The sequence below is a fragment of the Nonomuraea sp. NPDC052116 genome, assembly GCF_040680035.1.
In the GTDB taxonomy this organism is placed as follows: Bacteria; Actinomycetota; Actinomycetes; order Streptosporangiales; family Streptosporangiaceae; genus Nonomuraea; species Nonomuraea angiospora_A.
The window spans coordinates 83533-102424 of the sequence record NZ_JBFAWA010000017.1; the positions used below are offsets into that span (position 1 = coordinate 83533).

Consider the following 18892-nt stretch of genomic DNA (forward strand, 5'->3'; position numbering starts at 1 on the left):
TCAGCGGCTCCCTTCGCGGAGGCCACTCACGTAAGCGGCGAGGCATTCGATGGGGACTCGGCGGAGTCGGCCGATGCAGACGGACTCCACTTCGCCGGTCTTCACGAGCTGGTACATCTGCGTCCGCCCGATCCTGAGCCGGTGCGCGGCCTCTTCGACGGTGAGCAGCAAGGGCATGTCCTCCTGGGTGACGGTGTCGGTCGTGTCGAGCCGGACGCTGTCCGGCACGGTGATGGTCATGACGGCGTGTCCTCCTCGTGCACAGGGACAGCAGGGACAGTGGGCAGGGACGTCTGTCCCTGCTGGCTGGCCGCGTTCGTGCTGCTCAGAGCAGGTTCAGGGACACCAGGGACGACGGGGACACTTTCTTGGGCCGATGTTCCTGGCACCCGGTAGCGGCTGCTGGCGTCCACGCAGAGCTGTCCGTCGCTGGCCATGCGCGGGCAGGTCTTGCGGACGTTCTCGTAGGACAGGCCGGTGCCGTCGGCGATGGCCTTGGGCGTGCTGTTCGGGTTCGCGCGGACGTAGCGGACGATGGTCGCGCGGGTCTCTCCCAGCGTGTGATCCTCAGGCGGGCCGTCCAGCAGGTGCCACACCCCGGCGGCGGGCTGGAAGGCCATGGCGTACTCGGCCTCTTCGACGTCGCGGCCGGTGACATGCAGTACCCCGTCGGCGGTTCCGCGCTGGCGCTTGAGTACCAGGGTGGCGTCGGCGGCACCGGCCAGGCCGTTGGTGCCGGAGACCTGCTCCAGGAAGTCGTCAGAGCCCATCTTGCGGACGTGGTGGACCAAGACGACGGCCACGCCGTAGGTGTCGGCCAGGTTCTTGGCGCGGCTCATGGCGGTGTAGTCGGCGTCGTAGGCGGACAGGCCGGGCGGTGTGGTGCCCCGGATCTTGGCGAACACGTCGATGACGACCATGCGCGCGCCGGGGTTGCGTTCCAGCCATCGGGCGATGGCCTGGTCTCCGCCCCTTGGAAGGGTCTCGCACGCGGTGGCCAAGGTCAGGCCGCGTGGTGCGGGGTTGTCCCCCAAGATCTTGCCCATGCGGGACTGAAGGCGGCGCGGCGTGTCCTCCAGCGCCAGGTACAGCACCGGGCCGGGCTCTACCTCTATGGCTTCCAGGGCCTTCCCTCCTCCGGCGACTGCGACGGCCGTGGCGAGTGACAGCCAGGACTTGCCGACCTTGGGCGGACCGGCGAGCAGGTTGAGCCCTTCGGCGATGACGCCGGGCACGGCCCACTTGGTCGGCGGGAAGGTCACGGACATCAGCTCGTCAGCGGTCCACGAGGTGCGGAACGGCGTCGGCGAGGCTGCTTGGTCGCTGGGCACGTGGACCGCATCACCCGCGACCAGGCGCAGATGTGATGGGCGTTCGCTCGTCATGCGGCCACCGTTCGCGGGCGGCGCGCACCCGCCCGAAGTCCGCTGGCGATGGTGCGCATGGCCGCGCCGTAGGGCTGGCCGACCTGCTGGGCGGCGTTGGCCAGCCAGCCTGTTACGTCGGCCTCGGGCAGCTCGCCGCCGGCCACGAGCTGTCCGAGCGCGACGGACGCGCGATAGAGCGCGGTGTTGTGCCCATGCGGCGGGGAGCTGGTCACGCGTTCCAACTCGCCGGTGATCGCTGTGCGTAGGTAGGAGCCGTGCCGGTCGGCGGCCAGAGTGATCGAGACGGGTTTCTGTGCGGGCAGTGGCTTGGGTCGCAGCAGCTCTGCCAGCCAGGAAGGCAGCGGGGCGACAGGCGAGGAGTGAAGGACCTCGTACGAGCCATGACCGTCACTGGCGTGAACGCGGCTTCCGGGTCCGACGACGTAGCCGCCCACTGCGCGCGTGTCGATCAGCCAGCCCAGCGTGCCTTGGGTGTTGGCCAGAGGCACATCGGCCGGGGCGCTGAAGTAGAGATGCAGGCCGCCGCGCCGGGTCTGCACCTGGAAGGTCTCCAGGGGCAGTTCCTGCCCCTGCGTGGCGCACAGGGCCGCGAACACGTCGGCACCGTCGTGGATGCCGGGACGATCCCATTCCGGCGGCGGCGTTTGGCGGGAATTCGGCAGATCGAGGTCGATGACCACGAGTCCCGAAGGGCCGCAGGCCACCCCGACGTTGTACGGCTTGCGCCAGGTGGCCTGGATGATGTCGGGCCGTACGGTCGCGCGCTCTTCCCAGCGGGTGAAGCCGCGGGACGGCTCCTTCCCGCCCGGAGCGAGCGGGAAGACGTGCCAGCCACGAGCGGCGGCGGCCAGGGCGTAGCGGATCGGGTCAGCGGTCATGGCGCTCTCCTGTTCGTGGGTGGTCATCGGGTGCCGTCGGTGTAGAGGCGGCGGGCGAAGTTGTAGGCGTGGCGGCCCCAGCGGAGCCGCAGGCCGGTGCCCTGGCAGCGGCGGCACTCATGAGTGCCACGGCCGATGCGGTTGGGCAGATGGCGCTTGCCGTGGCACTTGCGGCAGGTGCCGAACGGGTGGATCCAGCAGGCGACGGAGTAACGGAAAGTGACGAACGCAACCAGGATCGCGGTGGTGATAGCGAGGAAGGCGACGGGGTCCAAGACAGCCTCCAGGGCCGGTTTCTGGGTGTCGTCAACCAGGGACGCTAGCGCGCTAGCGGCCTGATCAGGCCAGGTTTTTGGGTGCTAGCGGAGGTGCTAGCGCTAGCAGGGTGAGCAGCTAGCGCTAGCACCTTCCAGACGGTCAGCCGGAGCCGTTCCGGCGGTTACGCTCCGCGATGACGTCGGCCAGATCGTCGAAGCGGATGCCACGCCGGGTGACGGGCTTGCCGTCGATCCGGCGGCCGATGGAGGCGACCGTCACGCCGTGCGGCTTGAGCGCGGTCGTGAGCTGTTCGGAGGCCCACCCGTTGTAGACGTCGGGCCGCAGCTCGCTGAGGTAGCCGCACAGGGTCTCGTTCCACGCGCCGTTCTCCCCGGCGGGCCAGACCTTCGCCAGGTCAGCCAGCAGGTCGTACGTGGGCGCGTCCTGGCGGGTCTGGGTGTCGGCTTCGGGCAGCGTCCCGGCGGCGGTGCGGAGAGCGACGGCGCGGGCGACGACCTTCTGAGCGTCGTCAGAGTTCACCTCGTACGAACGGCGGGCGGCCGGGGTGCCCAGGCCGGCCAGGATGCCCCATCCGGCCTCGACGACCGGCTGGAAGACGGTGGCGCGGTAGCCGTTCTTGTACATCGAGGTGCCAAGGATCATGTCGTTGGCGACCTGGTCGGCCACCGACATGCAGTAGCGGGTGTTGACGTTGCGGGTGATGCCAGTCGGCAGGCTGTCCTTGTCCGGGATCTGGGTGCCGATCAGCAGGATCACGCCCAGGGCGCGGCCGAGCTTGATGACCTTCTCGCAGACGTCCCCGGCTTCCTTGCCGTGCTTGGGGTCGAGGAACAGTTCCTGGATCTCGTCGATGGCGACGATCAGCGGGTGCAGTCCCGAGCCCTTGAGGCTGGCCAGCTCAGGAGTGACCTTGTTCTCCGGGGCCTTGCCCAGCGCGGCGTAGTGTGCGATGCGCTTCGACCGGCGCTCGCACTCCTTGTACAGCCAGCGGATCATGCCAGCGCAGCGCGCCTTGGTCTCGTCGTCGAAGCCGTTGCCGTACTCGGTGCAGACCGGCTCCAGGACCTTGAAGTCCCCGACGCCCTTGAGTTCGTAGATGCGCAGCTCGGCGCGCGGGTCGAGGGCGGCAGCCAGCACGGCCAGGCGCAGCGCGAAGGTCTTGCCGGAGCCGGGCTGGCCGCCCACGAGCCAGTTGCGGAACATCAGGGAGGCGTTGACGGTCTCCATGCGCGGGGTGGTGGCGAACGGGAAGGGCTTGAAGACGTCCACCTTGCCGTCTCGCAGCAGCGGCCAGGCTGGCTGCTTCATCTCGGACGCGGGCTGGTAGCCGACCCAGAGCGCCAGGCGGCCGGGGTGGCCGGCACCGGGCTCGGGCCAGACCTGGTCCATCGGCAGGCGCATGGCGGACGCCAGGCGACCGCGCCGGGCCACCACATCGGCGGCTTCGACCCCGTAGGGCAGGTCGATGACCGCTAGGTGGCCGGGGCCGTCGCGGTGGATCTCGGTCGGGAAGCTGATGGCGTTCGGGTCCTTGCTCACGGCCTGGTTGATGCCGGAGATGCCGCAGTGCAGCAGCGCGCGGCGGACCAGCTCGGCAGTGAGCTTGCGGTAGCGCGGTCCCTCGGAGACGCGGTCCGTGATGGGCGCGTCCGCCGGGCGACCGGCCCGTGCGAGCACCGGCAGCATGGCGGCCAGGGTCGCCCACCGCACCCACGTCGGCAGGTCGGCCAGGGCGAACACGAGCAGCCCGACAGCGGCCACGATGCTGCCTCCGGTGAGCACGAACCAGCGCCACCGGGACTGACGCTGGCGCTGCTTGTCGAGCTTCAGCCAGGTCTCGGGGTCGTTCCGGTCGGCGGCGTACTGGCGCAGCGCCCAGTTCCCCTCTTCGGCCGTGGCCCAGTGCAGCAGGCGCCCCAAGGTGCCGAACAGGCCGGGGACGGCGTACCAGAGCGTCTTGACCGCGTACTTGGGCGAGCGCACGGCGTGGTAGCCGATCACGTAACCGGCGTCTCTGGCCTGCCAGGCGAGCATCGCGCGGATGCCTCGCCAGGTACGAAGCGCAGCAGGGACGATGGGCGCCCGGCGCTGGACCTTCCGGGGCACGTACGTGGTGTCGTCGTCCGGCGGGTCTACAGGGCCGCCAAGGCTCCTGTCTTCGGTCGCGACGGTCTCGCGATCGAAGAACTCGTCCTCCTCGGCAGGCTCGGTGTCGTCGTCGGACGGGCGCACCTTGCGGCGGCTGTCCAGCGGCACGACCTGGCCGCCGGGGTCGCCGGCCTTTGGGTCAGGCAGGTCCGCGAAGCGGAAGCCGTTCAGACCGGTCACCGGAGCGTCGCTGGGCTGGTTTTCCGGTTCGTGCGGGTTCTGGGTCATGATGAGTGCACCTCGTGGCCGTTGCTAGGGGCGGGGTTGCGGGGCGCGACCGGAGTCTTGGCGGATGAGGTCGCGCCCTGCGTGTTGGTCGAAAGGGTCTGGAAGGCCATGTGGATCTGAGCCCGTGTGCGCGGGCCGGTCACCAACATGCGGATGAAGGTGGCCACCGGGATGGCCAGGCAGATGGCCGTGACGACGACGGCGATGTTCAGCACGGGATTCCTCCTTTCAGATGGGGTTGTTGCGCAGGGCATCGCGGACGGCTCGGGCGGTGTCCATCCCGCACCCCAGGGCTCGGCGGAACTTGTCCGCCCCGGAGTCGACGGAGAGCTGTCCGGTACTGATCAGGCGGCGAGCCTTGATGGTCAGCTTGTCGAGCGTCGCGGCGTTCACCCTGTACGAAGGGCTGGTAGGGGTACCGGACGAGCCGTGATCAAGGCCGGAGAACGCGGCCAGGATGATGGGCAGTGCGGTGACGACCGCCACCGCTACGATCGGCCCCAGAACGTGCAGGACGAGCCGGGACAGCGAGAAGTCGGCGGCCACCAGCGGCAGGTACGGCCAGGCGTTCATGGCGAGCGTGAGCGCCAGGAACAGCCACTCGATCCGTACGAGCTTGGGGTCGTCGAGCGGTTGGCCTCGCGTGCCGAGATAGGCGCGTGCGCCCACCACAACCAGCAGGGCCAGGGACAGGAACGGTTCGACCAGCCAGGCGAAGATCCAGGCCGGGGACCAGGGCGCGGCACCGTCCGCCGCGAAGTGCTGCACACCCGCGGTTGACCAGGCCAGCGCGAGCGTGAGCGAGACGAGAGCGGCGGTGACCAGCAGGCGCCGCATCCGGGCGGCCTGCCAGGCGCGCATCTCAGGGTCTTGAGCCAGGGCGTGCAGCCGCGCGGCCTGCTGGGCGGCCTTGCGGCGCTTGCGCACCTTGGGCGTGTCCAACAACAGCGGGGCGTCGTCGTCCTGGAGGTCGGCCAGCAGATGCGCTTCGGCCACCTCGGCGCGTAGCTTCCGCACGCGCTTGGTCTCACCGGTCGCCGGCGGCCGGGGCGGCGAGACGGTGACCGAGCTCTGGTTGGCGAGCGCTTCCAGATCGGCCAGCGCGCTGGCCATCTCCTCAGGAGTCGGCTCGTGGGACGGGTCGGGACTGCCGATGGTGCTCATGACGGGTCGTTCCTTTCAGCGGCCGGACTGGGAACGGGCGAGAGTGCGGCAGACCAGGCAGCCGCCGTGCGTGCGCGGGCCGTGGGTACGGCAGAGCTGCACCTGAAGGGCAGCAGCGGTGCCGCAGTGGCGGCAGCCGTACGGACTCTGGGAACGGCGGGTGCAGTCGGAGCACTGGAAGCGGCCGGCCATCACGCCACCGCCTCAGCGGTGATGCCGTTGCGGTCCTCGGGGCTCAGCCCGGCCCAGACGCCGTCGCTCGGGTCGAGCACCAGCGAATAGGTCAGGCACTCCCCCAGCGCCGGGCAACGGCGGCAGATGGCCTTGGCGCGCTGCTCGCGCTCCTGGCGCTCGTCAAAGGTCTCTTCGTCGATGCCGGTGAACAGGTCAGCGGTGTCCGGGCCGCATGCGGGACCGGCGGCCAACACCGCGCCCAGCGGGTCAGCGAAGCGATTCATGCCCGCACCCCCAGACCGTTCAGGAGGTCGGCGAGCGTCAGCCGAGCGCAGGTAGGACAGACAGGCGGGGTGAGAGGTTCAGCGCCGGACAGGCACTCCTCCACTCCCTCGCAGACGATGCAGATGAACTGCACGTCGTGGGTCATGATGAGAACACCTCTCTTGAGGAGGAACCGGGGCGGCTCGTGTCTTGGCGGATGAGGGCCGCCCCGGTGCTTGATGGATCAGCGGATGTGCAGCAGGGCAGATATCCCTGCGTGGGCCGCCTTTTTCGGTGGGAGGCGGTAGCCCGGATTCAGTTCTCAAATGCGCGAGTGCTCCAGCCCGTCGGCGTGCGCCGATGTCGGCGCCTTCCCAGGTCTTCCGGCTGTGCAATGGAGCGATTTGGCCAGGTAGAGCACCAAGTCGCCCGCCATACTCCCCACCTGACCAGGTTGGCTAGGCAGGTTGTACAAGCATCATGTTGGATGGGCTGGCTAGTCATGTCAAGCGTCATGCCTAACTTGCCTAGCAAAGTTGTTCAGGTGCCGCTACGATCGGGGGCATGAGACTCGATCCGGACGACCCTCGTCCGCCCTTTCAGCAGGTCGCGACGCAGCTCAGAGCGGCCATCCTCACTAGGAAGTTCGCGCCGGGAGAGAAGCTCCCCTCCGGGCCGGAACTCGCCAAGACCTTCGGCGTGGCGCGCCAGACGATCCAGCAAGCCATCCGCCTGCTCCGGGAAGAGGGCCTGATCGTTTCCCGGCAGGGAAGCGGCGTGTTCGTCCGCGAGAAGACCGCCCGCCCCGTCGGCCTGCGACCTCACATCGAGGAAGCGTTCAAACGGCCGGAAGTCTCCATCGACTTCGCCGGGTTCTCCGGCGAGACGCTGCACGGGGCGGTGATGGAAGCGCTCGACAACATCCGAGCTGGCCGCCTGACTCCGGAGCGCATCTCCATCCGGCTCCTCCTACCGGACACTGGCCGGCCGTGGTCTCTCCCTTGCCGGGTGGACAACGGGCAGGATGAACCGCTGTTCAGGCAGCGCGCCGAAAAGATCATCTCCCGGCATGCCCAGGCCATCGTGGACTCGGTCCACGAGCTGAGGGATCTCGGCCTGGTGCCGCATGCGTCCGCCGACGTTCGGATCAGCGGGGAACCGCCCCGGTTCAAGATGTACGTGATCAACGGGGAAGAGGCGTTCTTCGGCTACTACGCCGTGGCGGAGCACACCGTGGCGTTGGGCGGGGCGCCGGTCGCGATGTACGACCTGATGGGCAAGGACACCGAGCTGTTCCACTTCGCGCTGAGCGACGGTCCCGATTCCACGTCGGCCCAGTACGTGCAGCAGTCCTCCGTGTGGTTCGACGCGGTGTGGAACAACGTCGCTCGCGAGGTGTCGTGATGGCGCTCTCGGGCCCTGACGCCGTACGGGCCGTCATGGGGGAGGCGCGGTGCCTCCTGCTCGACTTCGACGGGCCGGTCTGCGACATCTTCGCGGGACTGCCGGCACCGACCGTCGCAGCCAGTCTCCGTGCCACGCTGGAGAAGGCCGGCGCGAAGCTCCCGGCGCAGGCTCGCGCTGCGGATGACCCTCTGGAGGCGTTCCGGCTCAGTGCCTCCCTCGGTGACGAGCTGAATCAGCTTGCCCTGAGGGTGCTCATGGACCTGGAAGTGAAGGCGGCCGGAACGGCTCGCCTTACTCCGGGCGCGGTGGATCTGATGGAGCGGGCGCACGACAAGGGCCTGCCCGTGGCCATCGTCAGTAACAACTCGGTGGCCGCGGTGACGACCTTTCTGGATCGCGAGGGACTTGGCGGCCTGGTGCAGTACGTCTCGGCGCGAGCGGCGGCGGACCCTTCGCTCATGAAGCCGAGCCCTTACCTGCTCGACCAGGCCCTCAGCCATCTCGACGCGGAGCCGTCGTCCGCCTTGCTCGTCGGGGACTCGGTGACCGACGTCGAGGCGTCCAAGCTGGCCGGTGTGGTCGCCGTCGGCTACGCCAACCGGCCGGGGAAGCTCGACCGTCTGGGCGATGCAGGTGCCGATCTCCTCGTGACCAGCATTGAAGAGCTGGCGGATGCACTGACCAAGCCCGAGCGCGCATGAGAGCCCACCTGGCGAGGTCCCTTGTGCTGGATGTCAGCTCATCAAGGCATCTCAGGGCCTCATTCGTCGACGTGATCGTCCATGACCGGACCAGCATCGATCGCCGACCGCGCAAGGACCACGGTGCGGCCGTCGGCGTAGGTGACGACCAGTACAGGTTCCCCTTCGGGGAGGCCCAGGGTTGTGCGCTCCGCGACAGTCGGCATCCGGGCCGTGATCCGCGCGGGCTTCTCCAGGCTCACCACCGTGAGCTCTGGCGGCGTCCGTATGGTGCTCCCCCGCCGGTTCTCCGTGTCGATGAGCCCTTCGGCACGCAGCAGCCGCAAAGCCTGGCGAACGGTGGCCTTGCCGGTGCCGAACTCCTCGGCCAGGGCGTCTTCGTTCTTGAGCTTGTCTCCAGGCTGTAGCGCGCCGCCCTCGATCTGGGCACGCAGAAGGTCGGCCACCTGCCGATAGAGCGGCGTGAATGAGTTCGGATCAACCTGCACCGTCCTCATGATTCTCGCGCTATAGCGCTCCTGCACCTTTAGGCTATTACGTAATAGCGTAATGATGAGCACTCAGTGACCAACTCCACACGGAGAAGTTCAGCCATGACCGGGTACACGACCATCCCGTACACGATCGCCTTCGCCAACGAACTAGTGACAGCGCCGATCGCCTTCGAGCCCCACGCGGGCCGACTCCGCCTGGCCTACCAGCCGTCTCACCCTGGCGACTGGATCAAGCCTCCCGCCGCCAAGTCCTGGGAGCCGGGCGTCCTGCGCGCCAGGGTGCGCGACCTACTGGACAAGCCCCGCCTGCGCGGTTCCGAGCGCATGAGGAAGCTCAACACGCGGCGACAGTGGCGGTGCATGAACAAGCTGCTCTGCCAGGTATGCGGCGGTCCAGCGGTAGACACGGAGTCGCGCCTGATCCCCTGGCTACTGACCAAGACCGTGTTCGAGCGCACCAGCCTGGACAGCGGCCGGACCAACGCCCCGCCGACGTGCTGGAGCTGTGTCCCCAAGGCTCTGGAGCAATGCCCCATGCTCCGGGCGGACTTCACCCTGCACACCGTGCGGGTCGCCGAGACCGTTGGTGTGCTGGCTGACCTCTATCGACCGGGGATCTTCCGTGAACCGATCCCGACCGCGCACAACGTCTTCGTTCCATGGGACGCGCCCCGGTACCACCCTCGTACGCTTGCCGTCGCCCAGGTGCTGGAGCTGCATGGCATGAAATCGGTGGATCTTTAGGGGATCGCACGTGGCTCCGGCAGTTAGTGTCCCTGCCGTCCCCACCATCCTTGAACCTGCGGTGACCAGCGCGAACGCAGGCCAGGATGAGGGACGGTCCACCTCGATGACCGTCCCAACTGTCCCTGGCGTCACAGTTCTAGCCCTGACCAGCGCAAACGCGACTACCAGCGAGGGACATTCACGCGTTAGAGGTGTCCCTGCTGTCCCACATCCCGGACTCTGTTAAGGGGAAAGGTGCTTCGCCCGCCTTCTCCTGGCGCTAGGCGCCAAACCTGCTGTAACACCGGGGGCAGTGCTGCACGGGGGTTTCCTATCTGTCCCAGTCTCCCTTTAGCGCTGGCACCTCGACGACCCACCACTCGTCGGGACCGCATTGAGCCAGGACGGTGCCCAGTAGCCAAGGCCACGAGTCGCGGTCGATGTTCTGGTCATCGCGTAGGGGATACTTGACGAACGGTGGTCCTGACCTGCATGTAACCCTTCACAACCCAGTTCCCCTTGAGCCGAGGGTAGTGATCATGTGGGTCTCACGGTAAGCCGCTGACCTCGTCTAAGAAGGCAGGTGAGTGGCAGGGAAACCACTCACCAGGGTCGGCGCGCGGACTCTACCTCCCGACACCAGAATTCGCCGAGACAATCATGATCAAGATCAAGAAGACCAAAATGGCACCGGCGGCCCACACAAACCCCAACCCGGCTTGTGGTCGCGTCGGCTCGGCTTCCTTAGTGGCGGAGACAGGCCCGAGACGATCGATTCGAGTGGCCTTGACCGGGGGGGCCTTCGGTGCGTCGATCAAGGCCGGCGCCGCTTGGGTGGTCAGGCGCCTGTCCGGGTCCTTGTCCAGCAACCCCGTGATCAGCGGCGTGAGCCGTCCCGCGCGTATGGGCGGCGGGGCCTCCTCAAACAGCACTGCGGTCAGGCAGCCGGTGGGGGTGTCGCGACGAAACGGCGAAACTCCCTCGACGGCCTGATACAGCGTCACCCCCAGCGAGAATAGGTCACTGGCCGCGAGCCCGTCAGTGCCGCGTGCCCGCTCAGGGGCCATGTACTCCATCGAGCCAATGACCGCCCCGGTGACGGTCAGGGCAGTGTCCGCGTGGTGGAACGCGATGCCGAAGTCGGCGAGCAGAACCTCCCCGCTCTTGCTGATCATAACGTTGGCCGGCTTGACGTCGCGATGCACGATTTCGGCATCATGCGCCGCGCCGAGCGCTCGCAGCAGCTTGGCGGCGACGTTCGCCGTCTCCTCAACCGATAGCGGCCCGTGCGCGTCGAGATGATCCTGCAGCGAGCGGCCGTCGATCAACTGCATGACGATCCACGGGAGGTCGTTCTCGGCGACGACGTCGTGTACTCCGACGATGTTCGGGTGGTCGCGCAGTCGGGCGGCATTGCGGGCCTCACGCGTGGCTCTGGCCAGCCGGTCTGCCTTCTCGTCCTCGGCCATCACCGGGGGCAGCCATAACTCCTTTACGGCGACGTCGACGCGCAGGGTCTCGTCATGAGCCTTCCAGACCCTTCCGAATCCGCCTGATCCAAGCTCGGAGACCAACCGGTAGCGGCCGCCGATCAGCTTGCCTGGTCGTGTGCCCTGCGCCACGGTCACCCCTTGCTTGATGCAAACCCACCCAGAAGGAGCTGCTTTTCGATCACGTCCTGAACCCCGCCACTGTACTGACTCCGCTCAACCCCGGCGAGGAAGTAGTACTGTCCAGACACCTCTGATCAGGATTGCCTATAGGTGTGGCCGACAGTAGCTACGGTGGTGATCACCTGTGTGCAACCGACAGATTCGAGCGATGCTGGGAAGTGTCGGTGTTGCGCAAACGAGTTAGTCGCACTAAGTCCTCGCCTACTAGCGAGGGGAAGTCAGCCTCGTTGCCCGAGACGTTTCCTGCTGTCTTAGGCGCCGCAGGGACCGCATCGCTCAACGCCAGCGCCCCAGAACCCCGAACGCCGGCGGTTACCCCCCTGGTGTTACAGCATGCAGTGCGTACTCTCGCCAAGGTTCTATTGAATGACAACCTCGCCTAGTACGAACGGCAGTGTCCAAAAAGTTGGCACCTGACTTGCTCACATCGCTCTGACGCAGGAACGGCCGACTTGAACACTCGGTGTCGAAAGGGTGGAGCTGCAAGCGATCCAAGCCGGTCCATCCCCGCGTGCGCGGGGAGCACAGACCGAGTTGCAAACGCAGGTCCGTGGGCGAGGGACCATCCCCGCGTGCGCGGGGAGCGTCACCTACCAAACCAGCCGCAACTCCCGCACGAGATCCACCCACTCATGCGGGAGCCCACTGCACCGACCAGCACCTACGCGAGCCGCCCGCCCTGGGCAACCGGAAACGCCAGAGACGAGTCACACCTCTTCTCTTTAGCGCGCCCGCGCGAGTACCACGCCCGCGCGGGAGCCGCAAGCGATCCAAGCCGATCCATCCCCGCGTGCGCGGGGAGCGTCACCTACCAAACCAGCCGCAACTCCCGCACGAGATCCACCCACTCATGCGGGAGCCCACTGCACCGACCAGCACCTACGCGAGCCGCCCGCCCTGGGCAACCGGAAACGCCAGAGACGAGTCACACCTCTTCTCTTTAGCGCGCCCGCGCGAGTACCACGCCCGCGCGGGAGCCGCAAGCGATCCAAGCCGATCCATCCCCGCGTGCGCGGGGAGCACAGACCGAGTTGCAAACGCAGGCCCGTGGGCGAGGGACCATCCCCGCGTGCGCGGGGAGCATCACCTACAAACCCAGCCGCAACTCCCGCACGAGATCCACCCACTCATACGGGGGCCCACTGCACCAACCAGCACCTACGCCAGTCGCGAGTTAACCATACTTCCCATACATGAGGAGCTTCGCTCTCAAGCTCCGAAGGACGTTGTATTTGCATCTTGAGATCAGCCGTAATTGCGAAGCGCAGTTGGCATTACGCATCAGCCATTTAGCGCCTACACGCCCCCGTCTGGACGGTTCACTCTTCTCGGACCGGCAACTGATCTTCTTGGTACAACGAGCAGGCTTAGCAAGCACATTCCGTCAAGCAAAGCATTAGGGCGATTGCTCATTTTGCAAGTTGGTTGATATGCACTTATGCATCAGCTTGAGCTAACGCGGCCGATTCAACCACACGAACGGCACTGTGACTAAAATAGTCACAGTACCGGCCATGCAGCTTGATCTTTCGAGCTGGCTTGCGCCTGCACTAACTTTCACAGGGCTGCTACACCCCACAACAGCCCGAGGTGTGCTATAACCGCGCGCACATACGCATAGCTCCAGACAGCGCTGTAGTCAATCCTGGCGAGCGAGCAGCCCTTCAGGGTCCCCGAGAGGCAGCTCGCGGGAATTATGGGCTTAGAAGTGATCTGAGGGCCGCAGAGGCGGTAGTGTGTCCCCGTGCTCTCCTCTGAGAGCACAACATGACGGCCATGCTGTCCGGAAACGGAAACAGCCCCCCCGCTGGTACCGGGGGGGCCGTCATTCCACAGTTCGTATGACCCCTAGGAGGCCACACGTGTACGCGAGTGTACGCGAAATCAGCAAGGAAGACCAGGTCGGCAGGTGGGAGGGCGCGCTGCAGCGCGTAGAATCCGCGCCTGCTCCGCAGCCGACGGCGCAGCTGCTGGGCAGCCCTGCCGCGCTCGTCTTCATCGGCATCCTCGCCCTCATGCTTGTCCTGGGAGTGATCCTGCCTGCGGTTTGGTCCCGCAATCCCGAACGCCGCTCGGCCGCGTTCAAGGTGATGGACCGCATCTTCAAGTTGATGCGTCGTCGATCCTGAAACCCTTCGACGGAGAGGAAGGCAGCCTGATCGCTACTTCCCTCTCCGGGCCCGCGGCAGTAGCCAACAGCTCACTACCGCGGGTCTCAATTTGGGTCTCAGTACGCCTCCGAACAGAGGCGTTCATGCGGGTTCGCAATGCGCCTCAATACCTGCTCAGATGCCTCTGCGGACTCAGCCGCACAAATATCCGCAGACTTGGAAAGCGTGTATAGGGCAACCTATCAGGGGTTCAAATCCCCTATCCTCCGCGCCTGGTTGAGGCAGTAAACGCGAAGGGGCCGACCCCATCCAAGTCGGCCCCTTTCGCTATTCCGGGCCTCAGTTGGCCTGTCCAGGGCCTCTTTCCGCCTTCCAGCTGAGACCCCCGACGTGGTCGGCCGCGGTGTGACGGGTGTCGTGAGCAGGGCCTTCCACTCGTGATGGTCGGTGTACGGACTCACAGGCCGGCCGGTCGTCATCAGGTGTAACGCTGGAGGCGGTTTTGTCGAGATTCTGTGCACTGAGCGGTTGACGGCATCGCGGCGCTGTCATGATCTCGGAGGCGCCTCACCGATGGGATCCGCGATGCCTACTCGCTCGCTCGTGCTGCTGGCCGCCTCGCTCCTCACGGGCTGCCTCGCAGTTCTGGTGCTCGTCCAGGACTCCGACCTGGTGCTCTTGAGGGAGCATCTGAACCATCCGTTCGCGCTCGGTGTGCTGGCCTGCGCGTTGATGACGTTGGGCGCCCTCGGGCTGCGGTGGAGGTGGGTACGGACCACGATCATCATCCTCGCCGGGCTGGGTGCGAGTGCCGCGCTGTTCGTGGGGTTGGTCGCCACCGCGCTCACCGCTACCGAGGAGGTCGGCTTCGTCGACGGACCGGCGCCGTACCGGGTCCGGCTTCAGCAGGCGGCAGCCGGACTCGGACCGGACGCGATCATGCGGCTCAGCATCCGCAAGGACGACGGGCTCCACAGCAGGGAGTGGTATCTGGGCTGCTTCAATGACGACGACCCCGCTGACGCCTTCGACTCGGTCAGGTGGACAGGGCCGAGTTCGGTCGAGATCCGGGTGGTCGACGGGCGGACGTTCCCCGTGGCCCTGGACCCCGCCTCAGGCCGGCCCCGGACCACCGCCTCCGTCAACTGCTGACAGGTGTCCCGTCCGTGGAGGATCTGTTCGGCGGGGCTGCGCCGTACTACGCGAGATACCGTCCGGGCTACGGCCGGGCGGCGATGGAGCACCTGGCGGAGACGTTCGGCGAGGCCAGCCGGGTGCTGGATCTCGGCTGTGGTCCGGGGACGATCGCGATCCCGCTGGCCCGGCGGGTGAGGGCGGTGCTCGCGGTGGATCCGGCGCGGGAGATGCTCGCCGAAGGGAGGCGGCTGGCCGGGGGTGTCGCCAACATCACCTGGGTGCGGGGCGACTCGACCGTTCTGCGGGGGTTGCCGCCGTTCGAGCAGGTGGTGATGGGTCGGTCGTTCCACTGGATGGATCGTAGGTCCGTGCTGACGGAGCTGGACGAGCTGCTGCCGGCCGGCGGCGCGGTGGCGCTGGTCGGTCCGGCGAGGCGGCGGGGAGAGCCGTGGCAGCCGGATTCGCAACCGTGGCAGCCGGTCGAGAGGCGGGTGTGCGAGGAGTTCGGCCTCGACATCGGCACGGCCGCCAACTCGTTCCACGCGACCGGCGAGCACCACCACGAGGTGCTGGCCGCCTCGCCCTTCGGCAGGGTGGAATCCCGGGTGTTCAGCCGGCGGCTGGTCTGGGACGTGGATGGGCTGGTCGGGCTCCAGCTCTCCTACTCCTACAGCTCGCCCGCCAGGCTGGGCGGCCGTCTGCCCGTGTTCGTCGAGACGCTGCGACGGGCGTTGCTCGCCGACAATCCGGCAGGCCGGTGGGAGCAGGAGCTGGCGAGCGAGGTGCTGGTCGCCAGGCGGCCCTGAAGCGTATGCGAAATCTAGGGTTTCACCCGGCCGGCCCGGGACTCGAGGTATCGCTGCTCGGCGAGGCTGGCCGTGGACTTCGCGGCGCGCCGGTAGTGCTCGTACGCTCCGGCCGTGTCGCCGGTCTGCTCCAGCAGATGCGCCCGTACGGACAGCAGCCGGTGATGCCCGGCCATCCGCTCGTCGCCGTCCAACGTGGACAGCAGGGCCAGCCCGGCCGACGGGCCCTCGGTCTCGGCGAGCGCGATCGCGCGGTTGAGGGTGACCATCGGGTTGGGCGCGATCCGTTCGAGGATCAGGTAGAGGGCGTGCACCTGCGGCCAGTCGGTCTCCTCGGCCGTGGCCGCGTCGGCGTGCGTGGCGGCGATGGCGGCCTGCAACTGGTAGGGCCCCAGCGCCGGGCCGGCCAGCGACGCCTTGACCAGCTCGATGCCCTCGTCGATCAGCCCCCGGTCCCACTTCGTACGGTCCTGCTCGTCCAGCGGTATCAGGTCGCCGGCCGCCGTCGTACGTGCCTGCCGGCGAGCGTCGGTCAGCAGCATCAGCGCGAGCAGCCCGGTCACCTCGCCGTCCTCGGGCAGTTGCGCGTGCACCATCCTGGCCAGCCGGATCGCCTCGTGCGCGAGGTCGGAGCGGTGCAACTCGCTGCCAGAGGAGGCGGTGTAGCCCTCGTTGAAGATCAGGTAGAGCACGTGCAGGACGACCTGCAGCCGTTCCTCGCGCTCCGGGCCCTCCGGCAGGCCGAACGAGCTGCCGGCGGCCTTGATGCGCTGCTTGGCCCGGCTGATCCTGGCCGCCATCGTGGCCTCCGGCACCAGGAACGCGCGGGCGATCTCAGCAGTGGTCAGGCCGCCGACCGCCCGCAGCGTCAGGGCGGTCTGGGAGGCCGCGGTCAGGGTCGGATGGCAGCACAGGAACAGCAGGACGAGCGTGTCGTCGGTGTCCGGCACGTCCTCGGGCTTCACCTCGGTGGCCGTGGCCGACTCGCGCTCGCGGCGCGCATGGTCACTGCGCATCTGGTCGATGAGCCGCCGGGAGGCGACGGTCACCAGCCAGCCGCGCGGGTTGTCCGGCAGCCCCTCGGCCGGCCACTGCACGGTGGCGGCGAGGACGGCCTCCTGCACGGCGTCCTCGCACTCCTCGAACTGGCCGTGCCGGCGTACCAACGCGCCGAGGACCTGCGGCGTGAGCTCACGCAGCAGGTCCTCGATGGCTGATGTCGTCATGCCTCCAATTGTCCGTCAGCGAACATCACCTGCCGCACCTCCACCCCCAGACCCTGGATCGCGGTGTCCGGGATCTGTGTCGCCAGCTCGATCGCCCGCTCCTTGTTCTCGCAGTCGATCAGGTAGAAGCCGCCCAGGTACTCCTTCGCCTCCAGGAAAGGGCCGTCGGTCACCACCGGCTGGCCGTTGCGCACGGACACCACAGCCGCCTGTGACGGGTCGACCAGCGCCTGCGTGGTGATCAGCTCGCCGGATTCCTTCAGCGCCTCGATGAACCTGCCGTGGCCATCACCGATCGCCGCCTTCTCCTCGTCGGTCAGCGCGTCCAGCACGGCCGGATTGATGTGCAGGCTGATCAGGAACTTCATCGTGTCCTCCTTGTGGTTCGCGAGCCCCGGCCGGGGCCTTCGACCGGTTGGTCGGAGCCGCCGCCGCCGTCTTGACATCCCCCGGCAGAACATTCGCATGAGTTTTTCGCCGCCCCACCGTGGCGGCGGTCGCGCGAGGTCTCCCCCGTGTCGATGTCAAGAAACTCTCGACCGCTCCGACCAACCGGCGAAACGTCGAGAGAACAGGGAGTTCCGGATATGAGAGTCAACCGGGCATGGCTGGGACTGGCCGTCCTCATGCTGCCGACATTGCTCGTCGCGATGGACATGACGGCGTTGCTCCTCGCGCTTCCCCAGCTGAGCGCCGACCTGGGTGCCACCAACGTCGAGCAGCTGTGGATCAGTGACAGCTACGGGTTCATGGTGGCCGGCATGGTCATCACGATGGGGACGCTCGGCGACCGGATCGGCCGCCGGCGGCTGCTGATGATCGGCGCGGCGGCGTTCGCGGTGCTGTCGGTCGTGGCCGCCTTCGCGGTCAGCCCGCTGATGCTGATCGTCGCACGGGCGCTCCTGGGCATCGCCGGCGCGACCCTGGCGCCGTCCACGCTTGCCTTGATCACCAACATGTTCCGCGACGAACGGCAGCGCGGGCAGGCCATCGCGATCTGGGCGACCTGCCAGTTCACCGGCGGCGCGCTCGGACCCGTGCTCGCCGGGTTCCTGCTCCAGCACTTCTGGTGGGGATCGGTATTCCTGGTCGCCGTGCCGGCGATGGCGCTGCTGCTCCTCACCGGGCCGGTCCTGCTGCCGGAGTTCCGCAGCGACCAGGCCGGCCGGCTGGACCCGGCCAGCGTCGGGCTGTCTCTCGTGGCGGTGCTTCTGATGGTCTACGGCCTCAAGCAGCTGACCGTCGAGAGCGTGCCGGTCGTCCCGGCGGTGGCCCTCGTCGTCGGCGCGGTCGTCGGATCGCTCTTCGTACGCCGGCAGCTGCGGCTGGAGACGCCGCTGCTGGACCTGCGGCTGCTCCGCAACCGGCCGCTCACGGCCGTGATCGTTGCGCTGGTCTTCGCTGGCATCGCCATGGCCGGCACGGGCCTGCTGGTGACCCAGTACCTGCAGAGCGTGCTGGGGTTCTCGCCGGTCGCGTCGGCGGTGCTGTTCGCGCCCATGGGCCTGGGCGTGGCGGTCGGCACCATGGCCGCGCCGGCGCTGGCCCGGCGGGTGAAGCAGACGACCGCGATCGCCAGCGGGCTGGTGGGATCTGCGCTGGGCAGCCTGCTGCTGGTCGCCGTCGACGGTCCGAGCGCCCTGCCGCTGGTGATGATCGGCATCACCGTACTGGCGCTGGGCACCGGCCCGCTGTTCGCGCTGGGCACCGGCCTGGTCATCGGGTCCGTTCCGCCGGAGCGCGCCGGCTCGGCGGCGTCGATGTCGGAGACCGGCAACTACTTCGGCGGCTCGCTCGGCTTCGCGCTGCTCGGCGTGGTGGCGGCGGTGGTCTACCGCAGCCGGATGAACGGCACGTCCGACTCGCTGGCCGGCGCGGTCGCCGCGGGCCGGCACCTTCCCACCGATCAAGGTGCGGAACTGCTGCACGCGGCGCGGGAGGCCTTCACGGCCGGCCTGCACGTCACGGGCGGTGTCGCCGCGGTCATCTTCGCCGGGATGGCCGTACTGGTCCTGGCCATGCGCCCGGCAACCCGGGCCGCCTCGGCCCCGCTCCCCGAGGGCGCTCGCTCATGAGCCCGTGGTCGCC

Annotated in this window: 19 protein-coding genes; 7 read left to right on the top strand and 12 right to left on the bottom strand. The window is 67.8% G+C overall.

Annotated features, from left to right (window positions below; all coding sequences use genetic code 11):
- The 8 genes from AB0L65_RS30230 to AB0L65_RS30265 all read right to left on the bottom strand — a co-directional run bounded on the left by AB0L65_RS30230 (position 1) and on the right by AB0L65_RS30265 (position 6543).
- Positions 1-240 carry a helix-turn-helix domain-containing protein gene (locus tag AB0L65_RS30230; protein WP_364251829.1) on the bottom strand — a complete coding sequence of 80 codons (240 nt, stop codon included), beginning with the start codon at positions 238-240 and terminating at the stop codon, positions 1-3.
- The gene (locus AB0L65_RS30235; RefSeq protein WP_364251832.1) at positions 237-1385 is read right to left on the bottom strand and encodes an AAA family ATPase; all 1149 of its coding nucleotides are present in this window, start codon (positions 1383-1385) and stop codon (positions 237-239) included. Before AB0L65_RS30235 ends, AB0L65_RS30230 begins: the two co-directional genes overlap by 4 nt.
- Complete coding sequence (locus AB0L65_RS30240) at positions 1382-2266, bottom strand: bifunctional DNA primase/polymerase (RefSeq protein WP_364251835.1); 885 nt, start codon at positions 2264-2266, stop codon at positions 1382-1384. Before AB0L65_RS30240 ends, AB0L65_RS30235 begins: the two co-directional genes overlap by 4 nt.
- A 23-nt stretch (positions 2267-2289) precedes the next feature.
- Positions 2290-2541 (bottom strand): hypothetical protein, encoded by a 252-nt coding sequence (locus AB0L65_RS30245; protein ID WP_364251838.1) that lies wholly within the window; start codon positions 2539-2541, stop codon positions 2290-2292.
- Positions 2542-2683: 142 nt separating this feature from the next.
- Positions 2684-4921, bottom strand: coding sequence for a cell division protein FtsK (locus AB0L65_RS30250; protein ID WP_364251841.1), 2238 nt, complete (start codon positions 4919-4921; stop codon positions 2684-2686).
- Positions 4918-5136, bottom strand: coding sequence for a hypothetical protein (locus tag AB0L65_RS30255; protein WP_364251844.1), 219 nt, complete (start codon positions 5134-5136; stop codon positions 4918-4920). Before AB0L65_RS30255 ends, AB0L65_RS30250 begins: the two co-directional genes overlap by 4 nt.
- 13 nt (positions 5137-5149) lie before the next feature.
- Positions 5150-6085, bottom strand: coding sequence for a hypothetical protein (locus AB0L65_RS30260; protein WP_364251847.1), 936 nt, complete (start codon positions 6083-6085; stop codon positions 5150-5152).
- 191 nt (positions 6086-6276) lie between these two features.
- Entirely contained in the window at positions 6277-6543 is a 267-nt protein-coding gene (locus AB0L65_RS30265; protein ID WP_355192990.1) for a WhiB family transcriptional regulator, read from the bottom strand.
- Positions 6544-7087: 544 nt separating this feature from the next.
- On the opposite strand from AB0L65_RS30265, the gene AB0L65_RS30270 reads away from it, so the two are divergent.
- Positions 7088-7927, top strand: coding sequence for a GntR family transcriptional regulator (locus AB0L65_RS30270; RefSeq protein ID WP_364251851.1), 840 nt, complete (start codon positions 7088-7090; stop codon positions 7925-7927).
- Positions 7927-8631, top strand: a complete 705-nt coding sequence (locus AB0L65_RS30275; RefSeq protein ID WP_364251854.1) for an HAD family hydrolase — start codon at positions 7927-7929, stop codon at positions 8629-8631. The genes AB0L65_RS30270 and AB0L65_RS30275 overlap by 1 nt, the downstream gene beginning before the upstream one ends.
- Before the next feature lie 59 nt (positions 8632-8690).
- Here the strand turns inward: AB0L65_RS30275 and AB0L65_RS30280 are convergent, their stop codons facing one another.
- Complete coding sequence (locus tag AB0L65_RS30280; protein WP_364251857.1) at positions 8691-9128, bottom strand: GntR family transcriptional regulator; 438 nt, start codon at positions 9126-9128, stop codon at positions 8691-8693.
- A 96-nt stretch (positions 9129-9224) separates the two neighbouring features.
- Here AB0L65_RS30280 and AB0L65_RS30285 point away from each other — a divergent pair, with 96 nt between their 5' ends.
- Positions 9225-9869, top strand: a complete 645-nt coding sequence (locus tag AB0L65_RS30285) for a hypothetical protein (protein ID WP_364251860.1) — start codon at positions 9225-9227, stop codon at positions 9867-9869.
- 608 nt (positions 9870-10477) lie between these two features.
- Here the strand turns inward: AB0L65_RS30285 and AB0L65_RS30290 are convergent.
- Positions 10478-11479 (bottom strand): serine/threonine-protein kinase, encoded by a 1002-nt coding sequence (locus AB0L65_RS30290; protein ID WP_364251863.1) that lies wholly within the window; start codon positions 11477-11479, stop codon positions 10478-10480.
- Between the two features lie 1907 nt (positions 11480-13386).
- Here AB0L65_RS30290 and AB0L65_RS30295 point away from each other — a divergent pair.
- The 3 genes from AB0L65_RS30295 to AB0L65_RS30305 all read left to right on the top strand — a co-directional run bounded on the left by AB0L65_RS30295 (position 13387) and on the right by AB0L65_RS30305 (position 15578).
- Entirely contained in the window at positions 13387-13653 is a 267-nt protein-coding gene (locus AB0L65_RS30295; RefSeq protein ID WP_364251866.1) for a hypothetical protein, read from the top strand.
- A gap of 567 nt (positions 13654-14220) precedes the next feature.
- Positions 14221-14787: a hypothetical protein gene (locus AB0L65_RS30300; protein WP_364251869.1), complete on the top strand. Its 567-nt coding sequence runs from the start codon at positions 14221-14223 to the stop codon at positions 14785-14787.
- Positions 14788-14801: 14 nt separating this feature from the next.
- Positions 14802-15578 (top strand): class I SAM-dependent methyltransferase, encoded by a 777-nt coding sequence (locus AB0L65_RS30305; protein ID WP_364251872.1) that lies wholly within the window; start codon positions 14802-14804, stop codon positions 15576-15578.
- A gap of 14 nt (positions 15579-15592) precedes the next feature.
- Here AB0L65_RS30305 and AB0L65_RS30310 read toward each other — a convergent pair whose 3' ends face one another.
- Both AB0L65_RS30310 and AB0L65_RS30315 read right to left on the bottom strand, forming a co-directional pair.
- A complete protein-coding gene (locus AB0L65_RS30310; RefSeq protein ID WP_364251875.1) occupies positions 15593-16804 on the bottom strand; it encodes a sigma-70 family RNA polymerase sigma factor in 1212 nt (403 codons plus the stop codon).
- Entirely contained in the window at positions 16801-17172 is a 372-nt protein-coding gene (locus AB0L65_RS30315; protein ID WP_350724098.1) for a YciI family protein, read from the bottom strand. The genes AB0L65_RS30310 and AB0L65_RS30315 overlap by 4 nt, the downstream gene beginning before the upstream one ends.
- A 219-nt stretch (positions 17173-17391) precedes the next feature.
- Between AB0L65_RS30315 and AB0L65_RS30320 the strand changes: the two genes are divergently transcribed.
- A complete protein-coding gene (locus tag AB0L65_RS30320; protein ID WP_364251878.1) occupies positions 17392-18879 on the top strand; it encodes an MFS transporter in 1488 nt (495 codons plus the stop codon).
- Positions 18880-18892 lie beyond the last annotated feature (13 nt).